The 16212-nt window shown below is 53.8% G+C and carries 12 protein-coding genes and 2 tRNA genes; 4 read left to right on the forward strand and 10 right to left on the reverse strand.

What is annotated here, in order from left to right:
• Positions 1-4: 4 nt before the first annotated feature.
• Genes HRQ63_RS08625 through HRQ63_RS08635 form a run of 3 tightly spaced genes read left to right on the forward strand, consistent with a single transcriptional unit; the run spans position 5 to position 4605 of the window.
• On the forward strand, positions 5-1561 hold the full coding sequence (locus HRQ63_RS08625) for a glycoside hydrolase family 32 protein (RefSeq protein WP_172241977.1): 1557 nt from the start codon (positions 5-7) through the stop codon (positions 1559-1561).
• Complete coding sequence (locus tag HRQ63_RS08630; RefSeq protein ID WP_172241980.1) at positions 1558-2535, forward strand: carbohydrate kinase family protein; 978 nt, start codon at positions 1558-1560, stop codon at positions 2533-2535. Before HRQ63_RS08625 ends, HRQ63_RS08630 begins: the two co-directional genes overlap by 4 nt.
• A 27-nt stretch (positions 2536-2562) precedes the next feature.
• Complete coding sequence (locus HRQ63_RS08635; RefSeq protein ID WP_172241983.1) at positions 2563-4605, forward strand: sucrose-specific PTS transporter subunit IIBC; 2043 nt, start codon at positions 2563-2565, stop codon at positions 4603-4605.
• Positions 4606-4767: 162 nt separating this feature from the next.
• On the opposite strand, the gene HRQ63_RS08640 is transcribed toward HRQ63_RS08635, so the two are convergent.
• The 3 genes from HRQ63_RS08640 to HRQ63_RS08650 form a co-directional block, all read right to left on the reverse strand.
• Positions 4768-4838, reverse strand: a tRNA-Gly gene (locus HRQ63_RS08640).
• A 19-nt stretch (positions 4839-4857) separates the two neighbouring features.
• Positions 4858-4934, reverse strand: a tRNA-Pro gene (locus HRQ63_RS08645).
• 329 nt (positions 4935-5263) lie between these two features.
• A complete protein-coding gene (locus HRQ63_RS08650) occupies positions 5264-7354 on the reverse strand; it encodes a putative bifunctional diguanylate cyclase/phosphodiesterase (RefSeq protein ID WP_172241986.1) in 2091 nt (696 codons plus the stop codon).
• A 378-nt stretch (positions 7355-7732) separates the two neighbouring features.
• Between HRQ63_RS08650 and HRQ63_RS08655 the strand changes: the two genes are divergently transcribed.
• Positions 7733-8371, forward strand: a complete 639-nt coding sequence (locus tag HRQ63_RS08655; protein ID WP_229714285.1) for a FeoB small GTPase domain-containing protein — start codon at positions 7733-7735, stop codon at positions 8369-8371.
• A gap of 184 nt (positions 8372-8555) precedes the next feature.
• Here the strand turns inward: HRQ63_RS08655 and HRQ63_RS08660 are convergent, their stop codons facing one another.
• The 7 genes from HRQ63_RS08660 to HRQ63_RS08690 form a co-directional block, all read right to left on the reverse strand.
• Positions 8556-9797, reverse strand: coding sequence for a DUF4129 domain-containing protein (locus HRQ63_RS08660; RefSeq protein WP_172241989.1), 1242 nt, complete (start codon positions 9795-9797; stop codon positions 8556-8558).
• Positions 9794-10933 carry a DUF58 domain-containing protein gene (locus HRQ63_RS08665; RefSeq protein WP_172241992.1) on the reverse strand — a complete coding sequence of 380 codons (1140 nt, stop codon included), beginning with the start codon at positions 10931-10933 and terminating at the stop codon, positions 9794-9796. Before HRQ63_RS08665 ends, HRQ63_RS08660 begins: the two co-directional genes overlap by 4 nt.
• 420 nt (positions 10934-11353) lie before the next feature.
• Positions 11354-12640 (reverse strand): hypothetical protein, encoded by a 1287-nt coding sequence (locus tag HRQ63_RS08670; RefSeq protein ID WP_172241995.1) that lies wholly within the window; start codon positions 12638-12640, stop codon positions 11354-11356.
• Complete coding sequence (locus HRQ63_RS08675) at positions 12637-13791, reverse strand: DUF58 domain-containing protein (protein WP_172241998.1); 1155 nt, start codon at positions 13789-13791, stop codon at positions 12637-12639. The genes HRQ63_RS08670 and HRQ63_RS08675 overlap by 4 nt, the downstream gene beginning before the upstream one ends.
• Positions 13792-14766, reverse strand: coding sequence for an AAA family ATPase (locus HRQ63_RS08680; protein WP_172242001.1), 975 nt, complete (start codon positions 14764-14766; stop codon positions 13792-13794).
• A gap of 238 nt (positions 14767-15004) precedes the next feature.
• Complete coding sequence (locus tag HRQ63_RS08685; protein WP_172242004.1) at positions 15005-15412, reverse strand: hypothetical protein; 408 nt, start codon at positions 15410-15412, stop codon at positions 15005-15007.
• A gap of 207 nt (positions 15413-15619) precedes the next feature.
• Positions 15620-16159 carry a peroxiredoxin gene (locus HRQ63_RS08690; protein WP_037283248.1) on the reverse strand — a complete coding sequence of 180 codons (540 nt, stop codon included), beginning with the start codon at positions 16157-16159 and terminating at the stop codon, positions 15620-15622.
• Positions 16160-16212 lie beyond the last annotated feature (53 nt).

Below are 16212 nucleotides of genomic sequence, written 5' to 3' on the forward strand. Positions count from 1 at the left end.
ATCTATGAAAATGACAAAAGAACAAAAGTATCGGCTGTTGGAGCAGGCCGAGCCCGGGGAACTGGAAAAGCTAGCTGCACGGGCAGAGAGCTGCGAATGGCGGCAAAGCTATCATATTCAGCCGCATATGGGATTGCTTAACGATCCGAACGGATTTGCTTTTTACGGCGGGAAATATCATCTGTTTTATCAATGGTTTCCGTTGGGAACGGATCATGGGATGAAGTACTGGTATCACGTGACGTCTTCGGATCTGGCAAATTGGACGGATGCGGGAATCGGACTTGAGCCGGGTGGACCATACGATTCGCATGGTGCCTATTCGGGCAGCGCCATTGAAAAGGACGGGAAGCTGCATCTGATGTATACGGGCAATGTGCGGGACGAGAATTGGGTTCGGCATCCGTATCAGTGTCTGGCGATTACGGACGGTAACAGCATGGGGACAAAGCTGGAGCAGCCGGTAATCGGAAGCGTGCCGCCGGGGTACACGGAGCATTTCCGCGATCCAAAAGTATGGCGGGACGGCGAAGGGTATCGGTGCGTAATCGGCGCGCAGCGCGACGATCTGACCGGGACGGCCGTGCTTTACCGTTCGAACGATCTGCTGGATTGGACGTTCGAAGGCGAGCTGCAGACGTCGCTCTCTTCGTTCGGCTATATGTGGGAGTGCCCGGATTATTTCGAACTCGGCGATCAAGGCGTGCTTCTGTTTTGTCCGCAAGGGATACAGCCGGACGGCGAACGATTCCGCAATATTTATCAGTCGGGCTATATGCTGGGCAAGCCGCTGGAGTCGAACGGACGAAATTTTGAACACGGCGAATTTGTCGAGCTGGATCGCGGTTTCGACTTTTATGCCCCGCAGACGACGAAAGGTCCGGACGGGCAGCGTATTTTGGTCGGCTGGATGGGACTGCCCGATCTGGAGTATCCGACGGACGACAAAGGCTGGGCGCATTGCCTGACGCTGCCCAGAGAGTTGTCCCTGCGAAACGGCAAGCTGATCCAGCGTCCGGCAGCGGGATTGATCGGCTTACGTGATCGGGAGATCGAATTTTCCGCCGAGTTGAACGAGGAAAGCCGCAGCTTTGCAGGAGTCGAAGGCACGGCTTACGAGCTTCAAGTGGCGATCTCTCCTTCCGCGTCCGATTCGAAGCACGGCACGTTCGGCATTCAATTCCGCACCGGGGAAAACGAACGTACCGTGCTGAGCTATGAAGCTTCAAGCGGCCGAGTCACGCTGGATCGTTCGCAGTCCGGCGCTTTGCCGGGTCCGGATTACGGCACGGCTCGAAGCTGTAAGCTGGGCGACCGACATGGAAGCCGAACGATCGAATTCCGCTTGTTCGTCGATACGTCGTCCGTGGAAGTGTTCGTGAACGACGGCGAAGAGACGTTTACCGCCCGCTTGTTCCCCGACTCCGCGAGCACCGGGATTTCGCTTTTCGCGAACGGCGGCACAGCAGCATTTAAAGGTTCGTACTGGTCGCTTCGCGAGGGCTCGATTCCGCGCGGATTGCCGACCGGCATTTTGGAACACGGGAAGGTGAAACCATGAATCGGCTGTATGCGATCGGCGAAGTATTGATCGATTTTATCCCTTTGCAAAAAGGCTGCGCGCTTAAAGACGTGAGTTCGTTCGAACGCGCTCCTGGCGGCGCACCGGCTAATGTCGCGGCGGCCGCAGCCAAGTACGGCGCGCGCGCATCCATTTTGACCAAACTGGGACGCGATGCTTTCGGCGATTTTCTGCTGGAAGAGCTGCAAAATGCCGGCGTGGACACGACGCATGTGAAGCGCACCGACGAAGCGAATACGGGGCTGGCGTTCGTTTCGCTCAAAGACAACGGCGAACGCGATTTTTCTTTTTACCGTAAGCCTTCCGCCGATCTGCTGTTGTCGGAAACGGAGATTGACGCGGAAGCTTTCCAGGCCGGAGACATCCTGCATTTCGGTTCGGTCGATCTGGTCGACAGCCCGATGAAGCAAGCGCATCGCAAAGCCATTCGCGCGGTCAAGGAGACAGGCGGTCTGGTCAGCTTCGATCCGAATGTGAGGCTGCCGCTGTGGAACGATGCCGAAGATTGCAGACGTGCCATCCTGGAATTTTTGCCGACAGCGCATCTGGTCAAAATATCGGACGAAGAACTTTCGTTCATCACCGGTATTCAAGACGAAGAAACGGCAATCCTTTCGTTGTTCCGAGGCGATGTGCAGGCCGTTGTTTATACTCGCGGCGCGCATGGAGCCGAGCTGTATACAGCTAACGGCAGCTACACGGCTCCGGGCTTCCAAGTCGATGCTCAGGATACGACCGGCGCAGGCGATGCTTTTGTAGGCGGGTTACTGTTCCATCTGCTTCAAAAAGAAGCCGTACCGTCGAACCTGGCTTCCCTGCTCGACGAGCATCATACGGAGATCCTCCGTTTTGCTAACGCCAGCGGCGCGCTGACGACAACGAACAAAGGCGCGATCTCCGCACTGCCGGAAAAATCCGCCGTCGAAGCACTTATGCAGTCTCAACACGTATAACCCCCTATCCGGAAAGGAATGACAATCATGTCTGAAAATCGCGATATCGCCCTCGAAGTCGTCGAAGCGATCGGCGGCAAAGAAAACATCGCTTCGTTCGCGCATTGCGCGACGCGCCTGCGCATTATGGTGCGGGACCAGAATAAAGTCGATCAAGCCCGTATCGAAAATACGGACAAGGTCAAAGGCGCATTTTTCAACTCCGGCCAATATCAAATCATCTTCGGCACCGGCACGGTAAACCGGATCTTCGAAGAAGTGGAGAAGCTCGGGATCGAAAGCACGTCCAAAGAAGAAATCAAAAGCGAAGGCAAAAAGCAGGGCAATGCGTTCCAGCGCGCGATTCGCACGTTCGGCGACGTATTCGTTCCGATCATTCCCGTGCTTGTCGCCACCGGCTTGTTCATGGGTCTGCGCGGCCTGCTTACCCAGGAGCTTGTGCTCTCTTGGTTCGGCGCGACGCCGGACAGCATTCCGCCCAACTTCCTGCTCTTCACCCAGGTTCTGACCGATACGGCATTCGCGTTCCTGCCCGCGCTCGTCGCCTGGTCGGCATTCCGCGTATTCGGCGGCAGTCCCGTACTCGGGATCGTGCTGGGCTTGATGCTGGTCAACCCGGCTCTGCCGAATGCGTATGCGGTCGCTGACGGCAGCGCGGAAGCGTTGACGATGTTCGGGTTTATCCCCGTCGTCGGCTATCAGGGGTCGGTGCTGCCCGCCTTCTTCGTCGGCCTATTGGGCGCGAAGTTCGAGAAGTTTTTGCGTAAACGGGTACCGGAAGCGCTGGATCTGATCCTGACTCCGTTTATCACCCTGCTCGTCATGATCACGCTTGGACTGTTCGCGATCGGACCGGTGTTCCACTCGCTGGAAAACGTCGTGCTGCACGGGACCACGTTCCTGCTCGATCTGCCATTCGGCATCGCGGGCCTGCTGATCGGTTTCTTCCATCAGATCGTCGTCGTTACCGGCGTGCATCACATTTTCAACTTCCTGGAGATTCAACTGCTTGAACAAACCGGCTCCAACCCGTTCAACGCGATCATTACCTGCGCGATGGCGGCTCAAGGCGCTGCCTGCCTCGCCGTCGGCCTCAAAACGAAAAACGCCAAGCTCAAAGCGCTGGCGCTGCCTTCTTCCTTCTCGGCGTTCCTCGGCATCACGGAACCTGCGATCTTCGGCGTCAACCTGCGTTACATGAAGACGTTCGTGATGGGTCTGATCGGCGGCGCGGCAGGCGGTTTCCTGGCTTCGTTCCTGCACTTGGCAGGTACGGGCATGGCGGTCACGGTTATCCCGGGTTCGCTGCTGTACCTGAACAACCAACTGCCGCTGTATATTCTTTGCAACCTGGTCGGCGCGGCCGTTGCCTTTGCACTGACTTGGCTGTTCGGTTATAAAGACGAGCAGGTTCTGGCGGTAGACGGAAACGAAAGCTCTGTGTCGAAAAATGAACCCGTTGTTCCTTCCGCTTCTGCCGCAAAAGCGTCGAACAGTGCAGCGGTATCGTCCGCAACCGATTCGGCGGCTGCGGCGAACAGAGCAGGATCAAACATAGAAGAAGTAAAAGCTACGGATACTCAGCCCGTCATGCTGCACGTCAAAGCACCTGTGACCGGACGCGCGCTTCCGCTGTCGGAAGTGCCTGACCCGGCTTTCTCGGGAGGCCATATGGGAAGCGGAATCGCCATCGAACCGTCCGAAGGCCGAGTCTTCGCTCCTTTCGATTGTACCGTCGCTCACGTCATGGACAAAAGCAAACATGCCGTCATCCTCGAACACGATAACGGCGCCCAACTTCTGATCCATGTCGGCATCAACACCGTTTCGCTGAAAGGCGAAGGCTTTACGACCCATGTCAAAAGCGGCGATCGCGTAAGCGAAGGCCAACTGCTGCTGGAGTTCGACCTGAACGTCATTCAAGCAGCAGGACTGTCTTCTATCACGCCGATCCTGGTACCCGACGGTATCGACGCCGTGCTGGACGTACAGCCGCAGGTTGAAGGTGCAGTAACGGCTGGGGAGCAAAGCGTGCTTGGTGTGCAAGTCTCCGCTTCGCAATCTGCTTAATCCGGAAACGAAAAGAACCTTCATTCCGCCAAAATGGTCGGAATGAAGGTTCTTTTTCATATATATTCATAAGCTTTGGGATAAGCCTTATTGATGAGCGGAGCAACTCTGTAATGCATAACATAACGAAAAAAGAAGCCCAGTGAGGACTTCTTTTCGTGAAGCGGGTGATGGGAATCGAACCCACGCTACCAGCTTGGAAGGCTGGAGTTCTACCATTGAACTACACCCGCGTATGTAAGTAAAAATGAATGGTCGGGACGACACGATTTGAACATGCGACCCCCTGCTCCCAAAGCAGGTGCTCTACCAAGCTGAGCTACGTCCCGACATGATGTATAACTTTTTTCTTGCGTTGTCCTCTTGGGGACAAGAAATAATATACCATGTACCAAGACGCATTGCAAGCATTATTTTAAAAAAGTGCTTCGCCGATGATTGGCGAAACACTTTTGCCTTTTATCGCATCATCTTAGCTCTTTACCCTTATCCCTACTATTTTGAAGATGTGTCTTCCCAACAGCTACCCAAGCGGAGGGGAAAATTCAGTGAAAGACGCCTTTGAACCCGGAAAAATTCTGCTAAAATTTCAATCATCTTTTCCGGGTGAGACAGCGTCTTGAACGAATTTTCCCCGCAGCGCCTCCCCTAGCTAGCGTCACCCCAACTTCTGCAAAAACATCCTCTCGAATCGACCCGCCGGCACCGGACGGCTGAACAAAAACCCCTGCGCCTCATGACAATGCTGACTCCGCAAGAACTCGAGCTGCTCCTCGTTCTCCACGCCTTCAGCCGTCACTTTCAACTTCAGGTGATGCGCCATCGACGTAATCGTCGAAACGATCGCCGCATCGCTTTGTCCGCTCATGACTTCGCTCACGAAGGAGCGATCGATCTTCAGTCGGTCGATCGGCATGTTTTTCAAATAATGCAGCGAACTGTAGCCTGTCCCGAAGTCGTCGATGCTAATATGCAGCCCAAGCTGTTTGAAGCGTTTTAGCTGCTCGAAAGCCGCGTCTTTATCGACCGTCATGCTTTCCGTAATCTCCAGCTCCACATATTGCGGATCAAGACCGACCTCCTCGAGCATTCGACCGATCTGTTCCGCAAGCCTCGGCTGACGGAATTGGCGAATCGAGAGGTTGACCGACATGCAAAGCGGATCATATCCTTTATCCTGCCATTCTTTATTTTGACGGAAAGCTTCATAGAGAACCCATTCGCCGAGCGGTACGATCAGGCCGCTCTCCTCCGCCAAAGGAATAAACTCGCCGGGAGAAACAGGTCCGCGCACCGGGTGATTCCAACGCACAAGCGCCTCCATCCCCAAAATGTTTCCATGCTCGACAGACATTTTAGGCTGATATTCCAGAAAGAACTCTCCGCGCTCCAAGCCTTTACGCAGATCGCTTTCCAAAATCAACTTCTCCCGGGCAATGGTCGTCATGCCTTTGGAGAAACGTTTGACTTCAGACCCTTGTTCCTTGGCTAAATGCACGGCTGCATCCGCGCTTTGAAGCAAGCCGTCCGCAGCATGACCGTCTTCCGGATAAACGGCGATCCCGGCGGATAGCGCTACATAGTGCTCCATGCCTCCGACATTAACGGGCCTCTCGAATTCGATCAAAAGTGCGTGCGCGCGCTTCATCGCCTCATCGCCGCCGCTCTCGGGCAAAACGACCGCAAATTCATCGCCGCCCGTGCGGAAAACCTCTTCGGGCCCTTCCACGTGATTTTGCAGCATCTCCGATACGATTCCGAGCAAACGGTCGCCTGCTTCGTAACCGAGCGAATCATTGATCGTTTTAAAACGATTGATGTTGAGTACCATCAGAGCCGTCTTGCCGGAATAAGCCTCATCAAAACGCAGATTCAACCTTGCATGCAGGCTGCGACGGTTCGGAAGTCCGGTCAGATCGTCATTGTAGGCCAAAAATTCAATCCGTTCCTCCGCTTCGCGGCGCTCTCGCAGCGGCTCGGCAATCGCTAAACGCAACCCCTGGCTCACCAGAATCGCATAAGCCAGAGCATGCAGCCCCGAAGCCATTAATAAAGGAAGCCCCGACGAATTGCCTGCCTGAAGCAGCAGAATCTGGGCGACAACGACGATTCCGAGGGACTGCACCGCAATCCAGGGGGCTTTGCTCCGTGTTTGACGATAGCGCAGGAACAACGTGATCGCCGCGAGCACAGCAACGCCTAATGCCAGAATCATCAGCGTCAGTTCCAGCCCCGCAACGCCCGCAGGCTGAAGCTCTGTGCGCACGAAGAATAACAGCCCGGCCAATGCCGCCGTCGACAAAGGCAGTCCGAAATATAAAGCTCGGCTCGGAACGCGGCCCGGACGCTCAGGCAAAGCAAAAAGCAGAAGCAGTCCGAACGCGTAAACGAAAGCCGACAGCGACAGCAACCATTCACTGCCGACTCGGCCCGTTACCGGCTCATTCGTAAAATGATATAAACTCGTCAACAGATACAAAAGCTCAATTGAGCCTGCGGCTCCCATCAACTTAACCATTCGCTTGCTGTAGCTGCCGATACGACGGTCAAATAACGGCGTTGCGTGGAAGTACACCGTTAAACATGCAGTCACCGAAAAACAAGCCGTTAACAGCAATAAAGCAGAAGCCCAGCGGCTCTCTGCTCCAGCGGCATAGAAGAAGTATTCGACTGCTTCACACGCAAGAATAAGAACAAAGACGGAAAGGGTGTAGAGGGTCAGTTGGCGCGATGCCGAAGTTGTATTCATAAATTCACTTCCGTCCTGCAAGGGATGTCATAGTATACGATCAGTCTCACCTTCATTGTTTAAATTCCACGCCGTCTTGCTAACTCCTGCTAAGCTTCGTCAAAATCAGACAAATTTCTTTGAACAAGCAAGAAAAAAGGCTCCTGTTTCGGAACCTGTATTACCCGTACGCTTTTGGACCGGTACATTTATGAAAAAAATAATGAACGGCCATTTTTTTGCTTTTTCATCATACTTAAGCCACCGCATAAAGTAAAGCGGAAATCCTGCGTTTTTATGACAATTATCACGGCTGTTATTAAAGGTCGGTGATACATTACAAAAAAAGATAATTGATATTCATTCTCACCGAAGATTGACCGATATTGGAGGATTTTTATGTTGCTCAAACATGGATCGGATTATCATCAGCTCGTACTGGGTCATATGAAGCCGGGCGATACTGTCAAACTTCATGCGCTGCATCGCGCAAGTCCATTGCTGCGCCGTCAATTACGGGATCTTGGCATAACGGAGGGTAGCGTGCTGCTCGGCAATCCGAATACCGGAAAAACTTCTTTATTCAATATGTTGACCCGTTCTTGCGAAACGGTAGGCAACAGGTCGGGAGTCACGGTCGAGAAAAAAGTCGGTGTATTACGCGGACGCGGCGGACGGATTGTCGACTTGCCGGGATTATATTCGCTTCTGCCGTTGACCGAAGACGAAGGTGTTGCCGCACGCTTTTTAATGGAAGAATCTCCTGCCTCTCTTCTCAACATTGTCGATGCTTCGCAGTTGGAACGTAATCTGTATCTCACCATCCAACTGCCGGAATGCGGGCGTCCTATGCTGATCGGCTTGAATATGGTCGATGTGGCGCGCAGCCGAAATATCACGGTGGACGCAGCTTTATTGCAACAAGGAGCTGGGCGTTCCCGTCGTCTCCATCGTCGCACGCAAAGGAACCGGATGCGCCGATGTTCTTCAAGCTCTTGGCGGTCTCGCGCAATCCGAAAAAAGCAGTTTCCGGATTGATTACGGCCCCGTTATCGAATCAAGCGTAACGCGAATGCCCGAACGGTTAAGCCAAGCCGCGCATAACCGTCACTCCGAGTAAGGCTGCCGGTAATCAAAAAGCCCCGAACTTCCGTTGTGCATATACGGAGGCTCGGGGTTTAAGTCTTGAGTCGACATGCGCGGACGCACGTCTTTCGAATAATTACGATCGATTGTTTTCTTGCTTGTACCGACTATGATTATATCGTTCAACAACATCCTCCACGCGGGCGGAATTCTCTGGATCGGCAGCGATCAAAGCTTCGATCTCGCGTCCCGTTTCGGTCGGCGTTTTCCACGGTCGGAATACGTAACCGCGGCGGATCGCGGCTTGCACCAGCTTGAAGTACTCGCGTCTCGGTCCGTCCGGCGGCTCGTCAACCTTTGCGGATGATCGTTTTCGGGACCTTTTGCGCGGCTCCAGCTTCTCCGTCGTATCCGCATACGCAACCTGCTCCGGTTCTTGAATCGCACGTACCGTGATACGCAGATTCTCCAACAGCCGCTTCAACCAGTCCGGCAGCCATTCCGCCAGAATCGTGTACAACCATCTGAGTAGGAAAAAGAGTGTTGCGCCGATTACGGCCAAAACGATCGCCGCGACTCCCCAGGCTATCCAGCGCATCCAACCGACCTCTTGATCCTCCATCTCGTTCTCGTCGTCGGAAGGCGTTTCTTCCGGCTCCGCGAATTCGTCTCCCGTCGACATCGGAGGCTCGATCGTCTGACCGTCCGTGGTACCGCTCCATAAAAGACGCCAAAGATGCACGATCCAATCCAGCACCACAGCCAGCTGCGTCGCTCCTCCGATCAGCAAAACCAGCAGCATGAAGCCGATCATGAACACCGCATTGAATCGCTTCAAACGATTCATCGGCACTTCTTCATCCCTGTAAACCCCCATCGCTTCGCGGACTCTGAGCTCGTTCCAGCGCAGGAATAAGCCGAGCAGCGCGACCGTCAACGCGATATAGACCGACAAGCTGTACGGCGATAGAAGAGTGTGCTGCAGCGTCCAAGCGTAAACAAAAGCTCCGACAACCAACCAACAGCAAACGATCAACGTTTCTTTTCGATCCCTGGAAGCCCGTCCGGCTTGCTGAACGCCTCTTGCTCCGGCCAATCCCAGCACGACCAGCAACAAAATGCCCCGGCCGTCCATAAGGCCGACCGCGATCAATAACGCCGCGGACAGCACAGGAAAAGCCATCGCTGCCAGATACGCCGCTTCCGTGCGAAGCCGATAGCCCGCAGCGCCTCCGGCGAACACGCTGATTCCGATCAGGACAGCCAATAAATACGGTGACAGATCGAATACATACAAAGCCAGCAGCAAAAGCAGCGAATAAACGAGCGCGGTATCGCGAATCGCGGCAAACAAAGCTTTTTTCAACAGTAATTTCATGCTCCGACCTCCTTGCGGTCGGCGGCTCTATCAACTTTCGCGCTTTTGGCAAGAGTAACAGCAGAAGGTTCGCCGGGATCAATGACGCTGACCCGATGGCCAAGATGCTCGAGCTGCTTGCATGCCTGTCCGATATTTGCGGGATCAGCGCTCGTAATCACGAGATAATCTTTGGCAAGTCCTTGCCTTGACTGCCTCGCCTCTTCGATCAGGCAATCCGACAAGGTATTTTTTTGCTGAAGTCGAATACCCGCCATTGCCTCCATGATCAGCTGCCTTTGCACCGCTCCGCTGCCTGAAGGAATACGCCGTTCGTTCAAACTGTGCGCGTTATGTACGAATCCTACCGGAACTCCGCTTGCGCTCAAAGAGGTTGCGCAGGTCGCGGCAAGACTAATCGCATGTTCCGCTTCAGCCTCGCCGCCTCCGCTTTGAAGCCCGGGCACGACTTTGCCGATATCCAGCACGATCATCACATTCGGATCGGCCGAGTATCCTTGTTTATAGACTTGAAGACCGCCCGTGCGCGCGCTTGCTTTCCAGTCGATCCGATTCATGGGGTCTCCTGCCGCATACTCGCGCGAGCCTTCGATCAGGAACGGGTCTTCCATAATCCAGCGACGGACGGACAAATCCCCCTGCCAGTTGTGCCAGGACAACGGCAGGCGAGCATGGTCCAACAGAGCCGGATACACGATAAGCGGAGTTTTGATATTTTCGGAGCGCGCCTGCTCGATAAAACCGAACAAATCGCCCGAAGTCATAAACACCGTGGAGAGTTGAAAAATGCCCCGGCCTTCGCAGGTCAAAAAGTGGCGGCGAATGACCCGGCGACGGGGCATCAGCGCGAATCCGCTTGTATGCGTCTGATATACGCTCCCAAGCTCCATCTTCTGGGAAGGCTGCCCGCGAAAACGGAACGCTGCGGGAAACTCCGACTCCAGACGCAGCCAGGCAACCGGAAGACGCTTATCGTTTTCAATGACTTCAATCATTTCCAAGTCCTCGCCTGCATGGCAGCGATCGTGATTAAAGCTCCGGTGATACCGGATCCCCCGCATCGAAAAACGCCCCAGCAGTTGTGCTTGCAGCGTCACCAACAAAGCAGCCGTCAACATCATCCAGATTAAAGCCAAATGTTCCCCTCCTTCGTTGCTATCATAAGTTCTGATCGTTTTCCTTATTCCCCCATTATAGCCGTAAAGATCGTATTCAGGCAAAAGCGTGTCAGTTTTCAGAACAAAAAGCGGCTTCTTATCGAAGCCGCCGGAATGTCGAGAGAGTTACTTTGGGACAGGAAGCGAGAAGACTGCGAGAGAAATTCGTTCAAGCTGCTGTCTCACTCGGAAACTGGATTGGATTTGAATAAAGAGTTTTCCGAGTTCAAAGGCGTCTTTCACTGAATTTCTCTCTCCGTCTTCTCGCTTGCAGTTACATTGGATTTTTTGACACGTTGGCAGCTTCTTCTCGCAGTCGCTTCAGCACGAATATCAGGTTTGAACGAAAAGGGAGATTTGCTGCTTTTGACGTCGGAAACTACGTTGAAACGAACGTATTCAATCTCGCTCTTGCTTGCCGCCGTAACGTGCGCGGTTATAGCGTTCGACCAGCTTTTCGAGTTCGATCGGAGACATTTCCGTGTAGCTGCCCGACGACAGCTCTTTTCCGTTTTCCGAAGGCGTCCGACTGGATCGAAGGGAATACCCTTTGCGAGAGGCACCTAGCAGCACGCTGCGATAGCGCAATCTCGGATCGTCGCCCGTATACTCCGGTTCGTGCCGCTTGCGACGCAGGAAGCGCATCAGTCCCCCGCTTTTCTCGGTTGCGATCTTTTCCGCTTTATCGGTATAATTCGAATCGCTCTGAGCGGAACGCAATTCGCGCATGAGGCCGAATTTGGAAGCGAGATTTCGGATCAGGTTGCGTATGCCGTTGGGCAGCCAGCGGCCGAACAAACGGTACAGCAGCCAACCGACCGCAACCGCAGCCGCGATCCAGAATAAAGCGAGCAGCGCGTAGCCGATGATTTTCAACCACAACGGAGGTCCGCTTGCGTCTCCCAATTCATCCAGTTGGGAATAATCGACGGTCGGCATCTGGGACGAGGGTTGAACGCCCGGCGGATTCCCCGGCAAAGACCCGCCGAATATCGAAAGCCACCATTCCCGAATCGCGTTCAATACTCCTGTAGGCCCGCCGATGATTCCGGCCAATACAATAAGAACGGCCACGATCCACGTTAACTTCCGATTGGCCGCCAATACATTCGCGAGCGCGGACGTTTGTTCGCCGGCCGCATTACGAACACGATCGCCGTTTAAGAGTAATAACGTCAGAGCCAGAATCAACGTCGCAACCAAATATAAAAACGGTCGGTAGTCCATCAAGCCGATGCCCCGTCCGGCAATGATATAGACGATCAATATCGCGGCCACCCCGCTTAACGGAATACGCAACCACATATTGTCCCAAAGCTGTCGACGACCGACGATCAGCCCCCGCAAAGCGATCAGAATCAGCACCGCCGCGCCGGCTCCTTTTTCCAACCATCCGCCCGGGAACGCAAGCAGCGACAACAATGCGACTCCGAACGGCAAAAACGACAATGCAGCAGATACGCGCTTCTCCGCTTGTCTCAGCCCGATCCAGCTCGCCAAAGCATGAATCGCAAAAATCGGCAATACCAGCAGGATATCCGGTATTTTCAATACATAGTGCGCCAGCAAAACGACAACGGCATACACCGACAGCGTCTCAAGCAGCGAGTAGGCAGCCGGGCGGCCGAAGTCTTTTAACAAGGGAATACGGGTAGAAACAGGCGGCGTTTCGGCTCGTTTGCTCATAAGACCGCCTCCTCGTTACGCGCCGATACGCGGTTTTGGGAAGAACGGATTTTCGGCGAAGTCCGACCCGAATCGGTTGTCCCGAAGCCTGTAATACCTACCCGATGACCTCGTTTTTCCAGCGATTCGACGGCTTGTTCCAGCTTCTCCGAACGGTGGGCCGTGATGACCAGATAATCGATCGGCTCATGAAACTCGCGCTGTTCTTCAAGCTGAAGCAGTTCCTGAAAAGGTATTCTCGACTTTAATTCGAATCCCGACATCGCTTCCATCATCCGATTCAAATGAACAGGACCGTAATCCATCTCGATTCTCATTCCCTCATCGCCCAACTGCGAACCGCCGTTATGCGCAAATCCGGCTGCCATTCCCTGACCGATCAATGCGGAGGCGCAGGTCGCGGCCAACGATAGCTGACGTTCGATCAGTTCGGTACGGGTCACGACGCTCCACATGGATTCGGAATCTTCGACGTTCAAAAGGATCATGACGCGAGGGTCGGCGGAATGTCCGCTTTTATGCACTTGAAGTCGGCCCGTTCGCGCGCTCGCTTTCCAGTGAATCCGATTCATCGGATCACCCTGCGCATACTCCCGCACTCCGGTGATCAAAAACGGATCTTCCACGATCCAGCGGCGCACCGCAAGTTCCCCTTGCCACGTTTTCCATGAGATCGGCAGTTCGCCGTCTCCGAGCAAACTCGGGTAAATGACCATGCGCATATTCAGGTCGATTTTTTTTGAAGGCGCATACAAACCGAATAAATCGCCGCCCGTCATCGCTGCCGAGTCGATCTTGTAAATCCCCCGGGTCTGGCAAACGATGCGATGGGTGCGCGTCAATTTGGTGCGCGGAGGCAAAGTGAACAGACTGGTATGGTTCTGATAAATGTTGCCTTCGCTCACGCTCGTATCGTCGCTGCGCGCGAAAAGCAAGGCCGACGGCAGCATCGCTTCCAGCCTCAACCACGGAACAGGCAGCATTTTGCGATTGGACAGCGTCTCGACCATTTCGATTCGCTCCCCCGCACGGCAGGTGTATTTGCTGAAATCGCGCTTATAGTCAAGTCGCGCCAGTGCCGGTTTGCCCAGCAACCAGCCCTGCACGACAACGATTAGCCCGACAAGGATAAGAAATCCGAGCAGCGCCATTTATCTCACTTCGCTTTCCAATCCCGCTTCGCTCGGCACGGGAATCCGGTCCGTCAATTCGGCCAGAATGCGTTCTGCCGGGTTATCTTGCAGATCGTAACGATTGTTCAACACAAGGCGGTGGGCGCATACCGGAGCAAGCAGCGTTTTGATATCGTCCGGCAATACATAATTACGCCCTTTGAGCGCCGCGTAGGCCTGACAAGCACGCAGCAGCGACTGGGTGCCCCGCGGACTGATGCCCAAAGCCAGCTCCGGGTGAGTTCTCGAAGCGTCAGCCAGTTCGACAATGTAGTCCAGCAGATCGTCGGCGATCGTGACGCGGCGGCATTCCTGCTGCGCGGAGATCACTTCTTCCGCTGTGGCGGTTGTCGCGGTTGTTTCTGCCGACAGGCCTTCCGCCTGCACGGTACGACGCAGAATTTCGCGACCTTCCGGCGCCGACGGATAACCGAGCTTCATCCGAATCATAAAACGGTCCATCTGCGCTTCCGGCAGCGGGAATGTCCCTTGGTTATCCACCGGGTTTTGCGTAGCGAGTACCATGAACGGCTGTTCGAGCTTCATGGTCTGACCGTCTACGCTGATCTGGCGTTCTTCCATGCATTCCAGCAAACTGGATTGGGTACGCGGCGTCGCCCGGTTGATTTCGTCGGCCAGGACGATGCGCGCGAACAACGGACCTGGACGAAAGTGGAATTCGCCGTCTTTTTGATTATAAAAATGAATGCCCGTGAGATCCGATGGCAAAAGGTCGGGAGTAAACTGGATACGCTGGAAGGTCAGGCTGAGCGAAGAAGCCAGACTTTTGGCCAACATCGTTTTTCCCGTTCCCGGTACGTCTTCAAGCAGCACATGACCGGAAGCGAGCAATGCGGTCAAAAGCAAATCGACTTCTTCGTCTTTCCCGACGATAATTTTTCCGATGTTCTGTTTGAGTCTCGAAGCGAGTTCCTGTACGTTTTGCATGAACATTCCTCCGTCTTTCCCAATGCCGGGATATGTATTTATATTCGGTCGGACTTTCCTAATTCTTCCTACCCTACTATTTTAACAAAGACGATAGCGTTTTCCAAACATCCGATCAGCGAACAGCCGTTTACGCCTCCGTTCGACCTCCGACTAACACAAAACCGGAAGGATCAAAAGATCGCTTCCGGTTTATTCCACTCTCCCGTATCGGTCGGGCTGAACAAGCATAAAACCATTTGGATTATTTCTGGTGCTCGAGCTTCTCGAGCTTTTGGCTCATTACCGCAAGGCGGCGCTTTAAATCCAGCTGCCAACGTTTATCGCCCATCTGTTTGGCGACACCGAGCAGATCAAGCGACAAATCGATCTGGTTGCGGATCGATTCCGTCTTGTTTTCGCTATCAAGACTGACGCAGTTGGCAAAAATCTCTTCGTCGTCTTCCAAAATATAATCTTGGAAATCGATCTCCGACTCACCGTCGCCATGCGCATATTCGGCCAGCACCTCGTATTCGCTCTCGACTTTATAATGAACTTCGATTCGTTGGCATACCGGACAATAGAGCAAGGGAACGTTATGAACTTGGGTTCGATAGTGGGTCAGCGTTCCTTTTGTTCCGATCATGCTAGCTCCGCAGCAGAAACTCATGGCCGTTCACCCTCCTTGTTGGCTTACTTCTATTATACTTAACCATTTTTGGGACATTTACATAGGCTTGGCTTTCATCTTAGCATGGAATTTCCGAGCATGCCAGAGGGCAAAGGGACAAAAAAGCCCCCTTCCCGACAAATGTCGGAAAGAAGGCTTAAGCTATACAAGGTTCAAGCAGCAACGTCGCTGCTTAGCGAACGCGTCTTACAGAGTTTTGTCGCCTGGCTTCCAGTTCATCGGGCACAGACCGCCGGATTGCAGAGCTTGAAGCACGCGAAGCGTTTCTTCGACGCTGCGACCTACATCGTTATGGTTAACGACTTGGTATTTCAGTTCGCCTTCAGGATCGATGATGAACAGGCCGCGCAGTGCAACGCCTTCTTCTTCGATCAGAACGCCGTAGTCGCTTGCCACTTTTTTCGTGATGTCCGAAGCCAGCGGGAAGTTGATTTTGCCCAGGCCGCCGATTTCCGTAGGAGCTGCGATCCAAGCCTTGTGGCTGTGCACGGAGTCGATGCTCACACCCAGAACTTCGGTGTCCAGCGTTTGGAAATCGCCGTAAGCGTCGCTGATTGCCGTAATTTCAGTCGGACAAACAAACGTGAAATCAAGCGGATAGAAGAAGAATACGAGCCATTTGCCGCGGTAATCTTCGAGAGATACTTTGCCGAAATCCTGTCCGTCTCCGGATACGGTTTCCATTGTAAAGGCCGGAGCCGGTTTACCTACCAAACGTTCTGCCATTGTCGAAAATCCTCCTTCAAAATGACACCCGGTGAAGAGTGTTTTCTGAATAT

The sequence above is a fragment of the Saccharibacillus endophyticus genome (assembly GCF_013185185.1).
Taxonomy (GTDB): domain Bacteria; phylum Bacillota; class Bacilli; order Paenibacillales; family Paenibacillaceae; genus Saccharibacillus; species Saccharibacillus endophyticus.

What these genes read in the sequence shown, in the direction of transcription:
- HRQ63_RS08655 (WP_229714285.1), top strand. Translation starts at nt 7,733, where the DNA reads ATGTTGCTCAAACATGGATCGGATTATCATCAGCTCGTACTGGGTCAT.
- HRQ63_RS08660 (WP_172241989.1), bottom strand. Translation starts at nt 9,797, where the DNA reads ATGAAATTACTGTTGAAAAAAGCTTTGTTTGCCGCGATTCGCGATACC.
- HRQ63_RS08625 (WP_172241977.1), top strand. Translation starts at nt 5, where the DNA reads ATGAAAATGACAAAAGAACAAAAGTATCGGCTGTTGGAGCAGGCCGAG.
- HRQ63_RS08675 (WP_172241998.1), bottom strand. Translation starts at nt 13,791, where the DNA reads ATGGCGCTGCTCGGATTTCTTATCCTTGTCGGGCTAATCGTTGTCGTG.
- HRQ63_RS08635 (WP_172241983.1), top strand. Translation starts at nt 2,563, where the DNA reads ATGTCTGAAAATCGCGATATCGCCCTCGAAGTCGTCGAAGCGATCGGC.
- HRQ63_RS08650 (WP_172241986.1), bottom strand. Translation starts at nt 7,354, where the DNA reads ATGAATACAACTTCGGCATCGCGCCAACTGACCCTCTACACCCTTTCC.
- HRQ63_RS08680 (WP_172242001.1), bottom strand. Translation starts at nt 14,766, where the DNA reads ATGTTCATGCAAAACGTACAGGAACTCGCTTCGAGACTCAAACAGAAC.
- HRQ63_RS08670 (WP_172241995.1), bottom strand. Translation starts at nt 12,640, where the DNA reads ATGAGCAAACGAGCCGAAACGCCGCCTGTTTCTACCCGTATTCCCTTG.
- HRQ63_RS08685 (WP_172242004.1), bottom strand. Translation starts at nt 15,412, where the DNA reads ATGAGTTTCTGCTGCGGAGCTAGCATGATCGGAACAAAAGGAACGCTG.
- HRQ63_RS08690 (WP_037283248.1), bottom strand. Translation starts at nt 16,159, where the DNA reads ATGGCAGAACGTTTGGTAGGTAAACCGGCTCCGGCCTTTACAATGGAA.
- HRQ63_RS08630 (WP_172241980.1), top strand. Translation starts at nt 1,558, where the DNA reads ATGAATCGGCTGTATGCGATCGGCGAAGTATTGATCGATTTTATCCCT.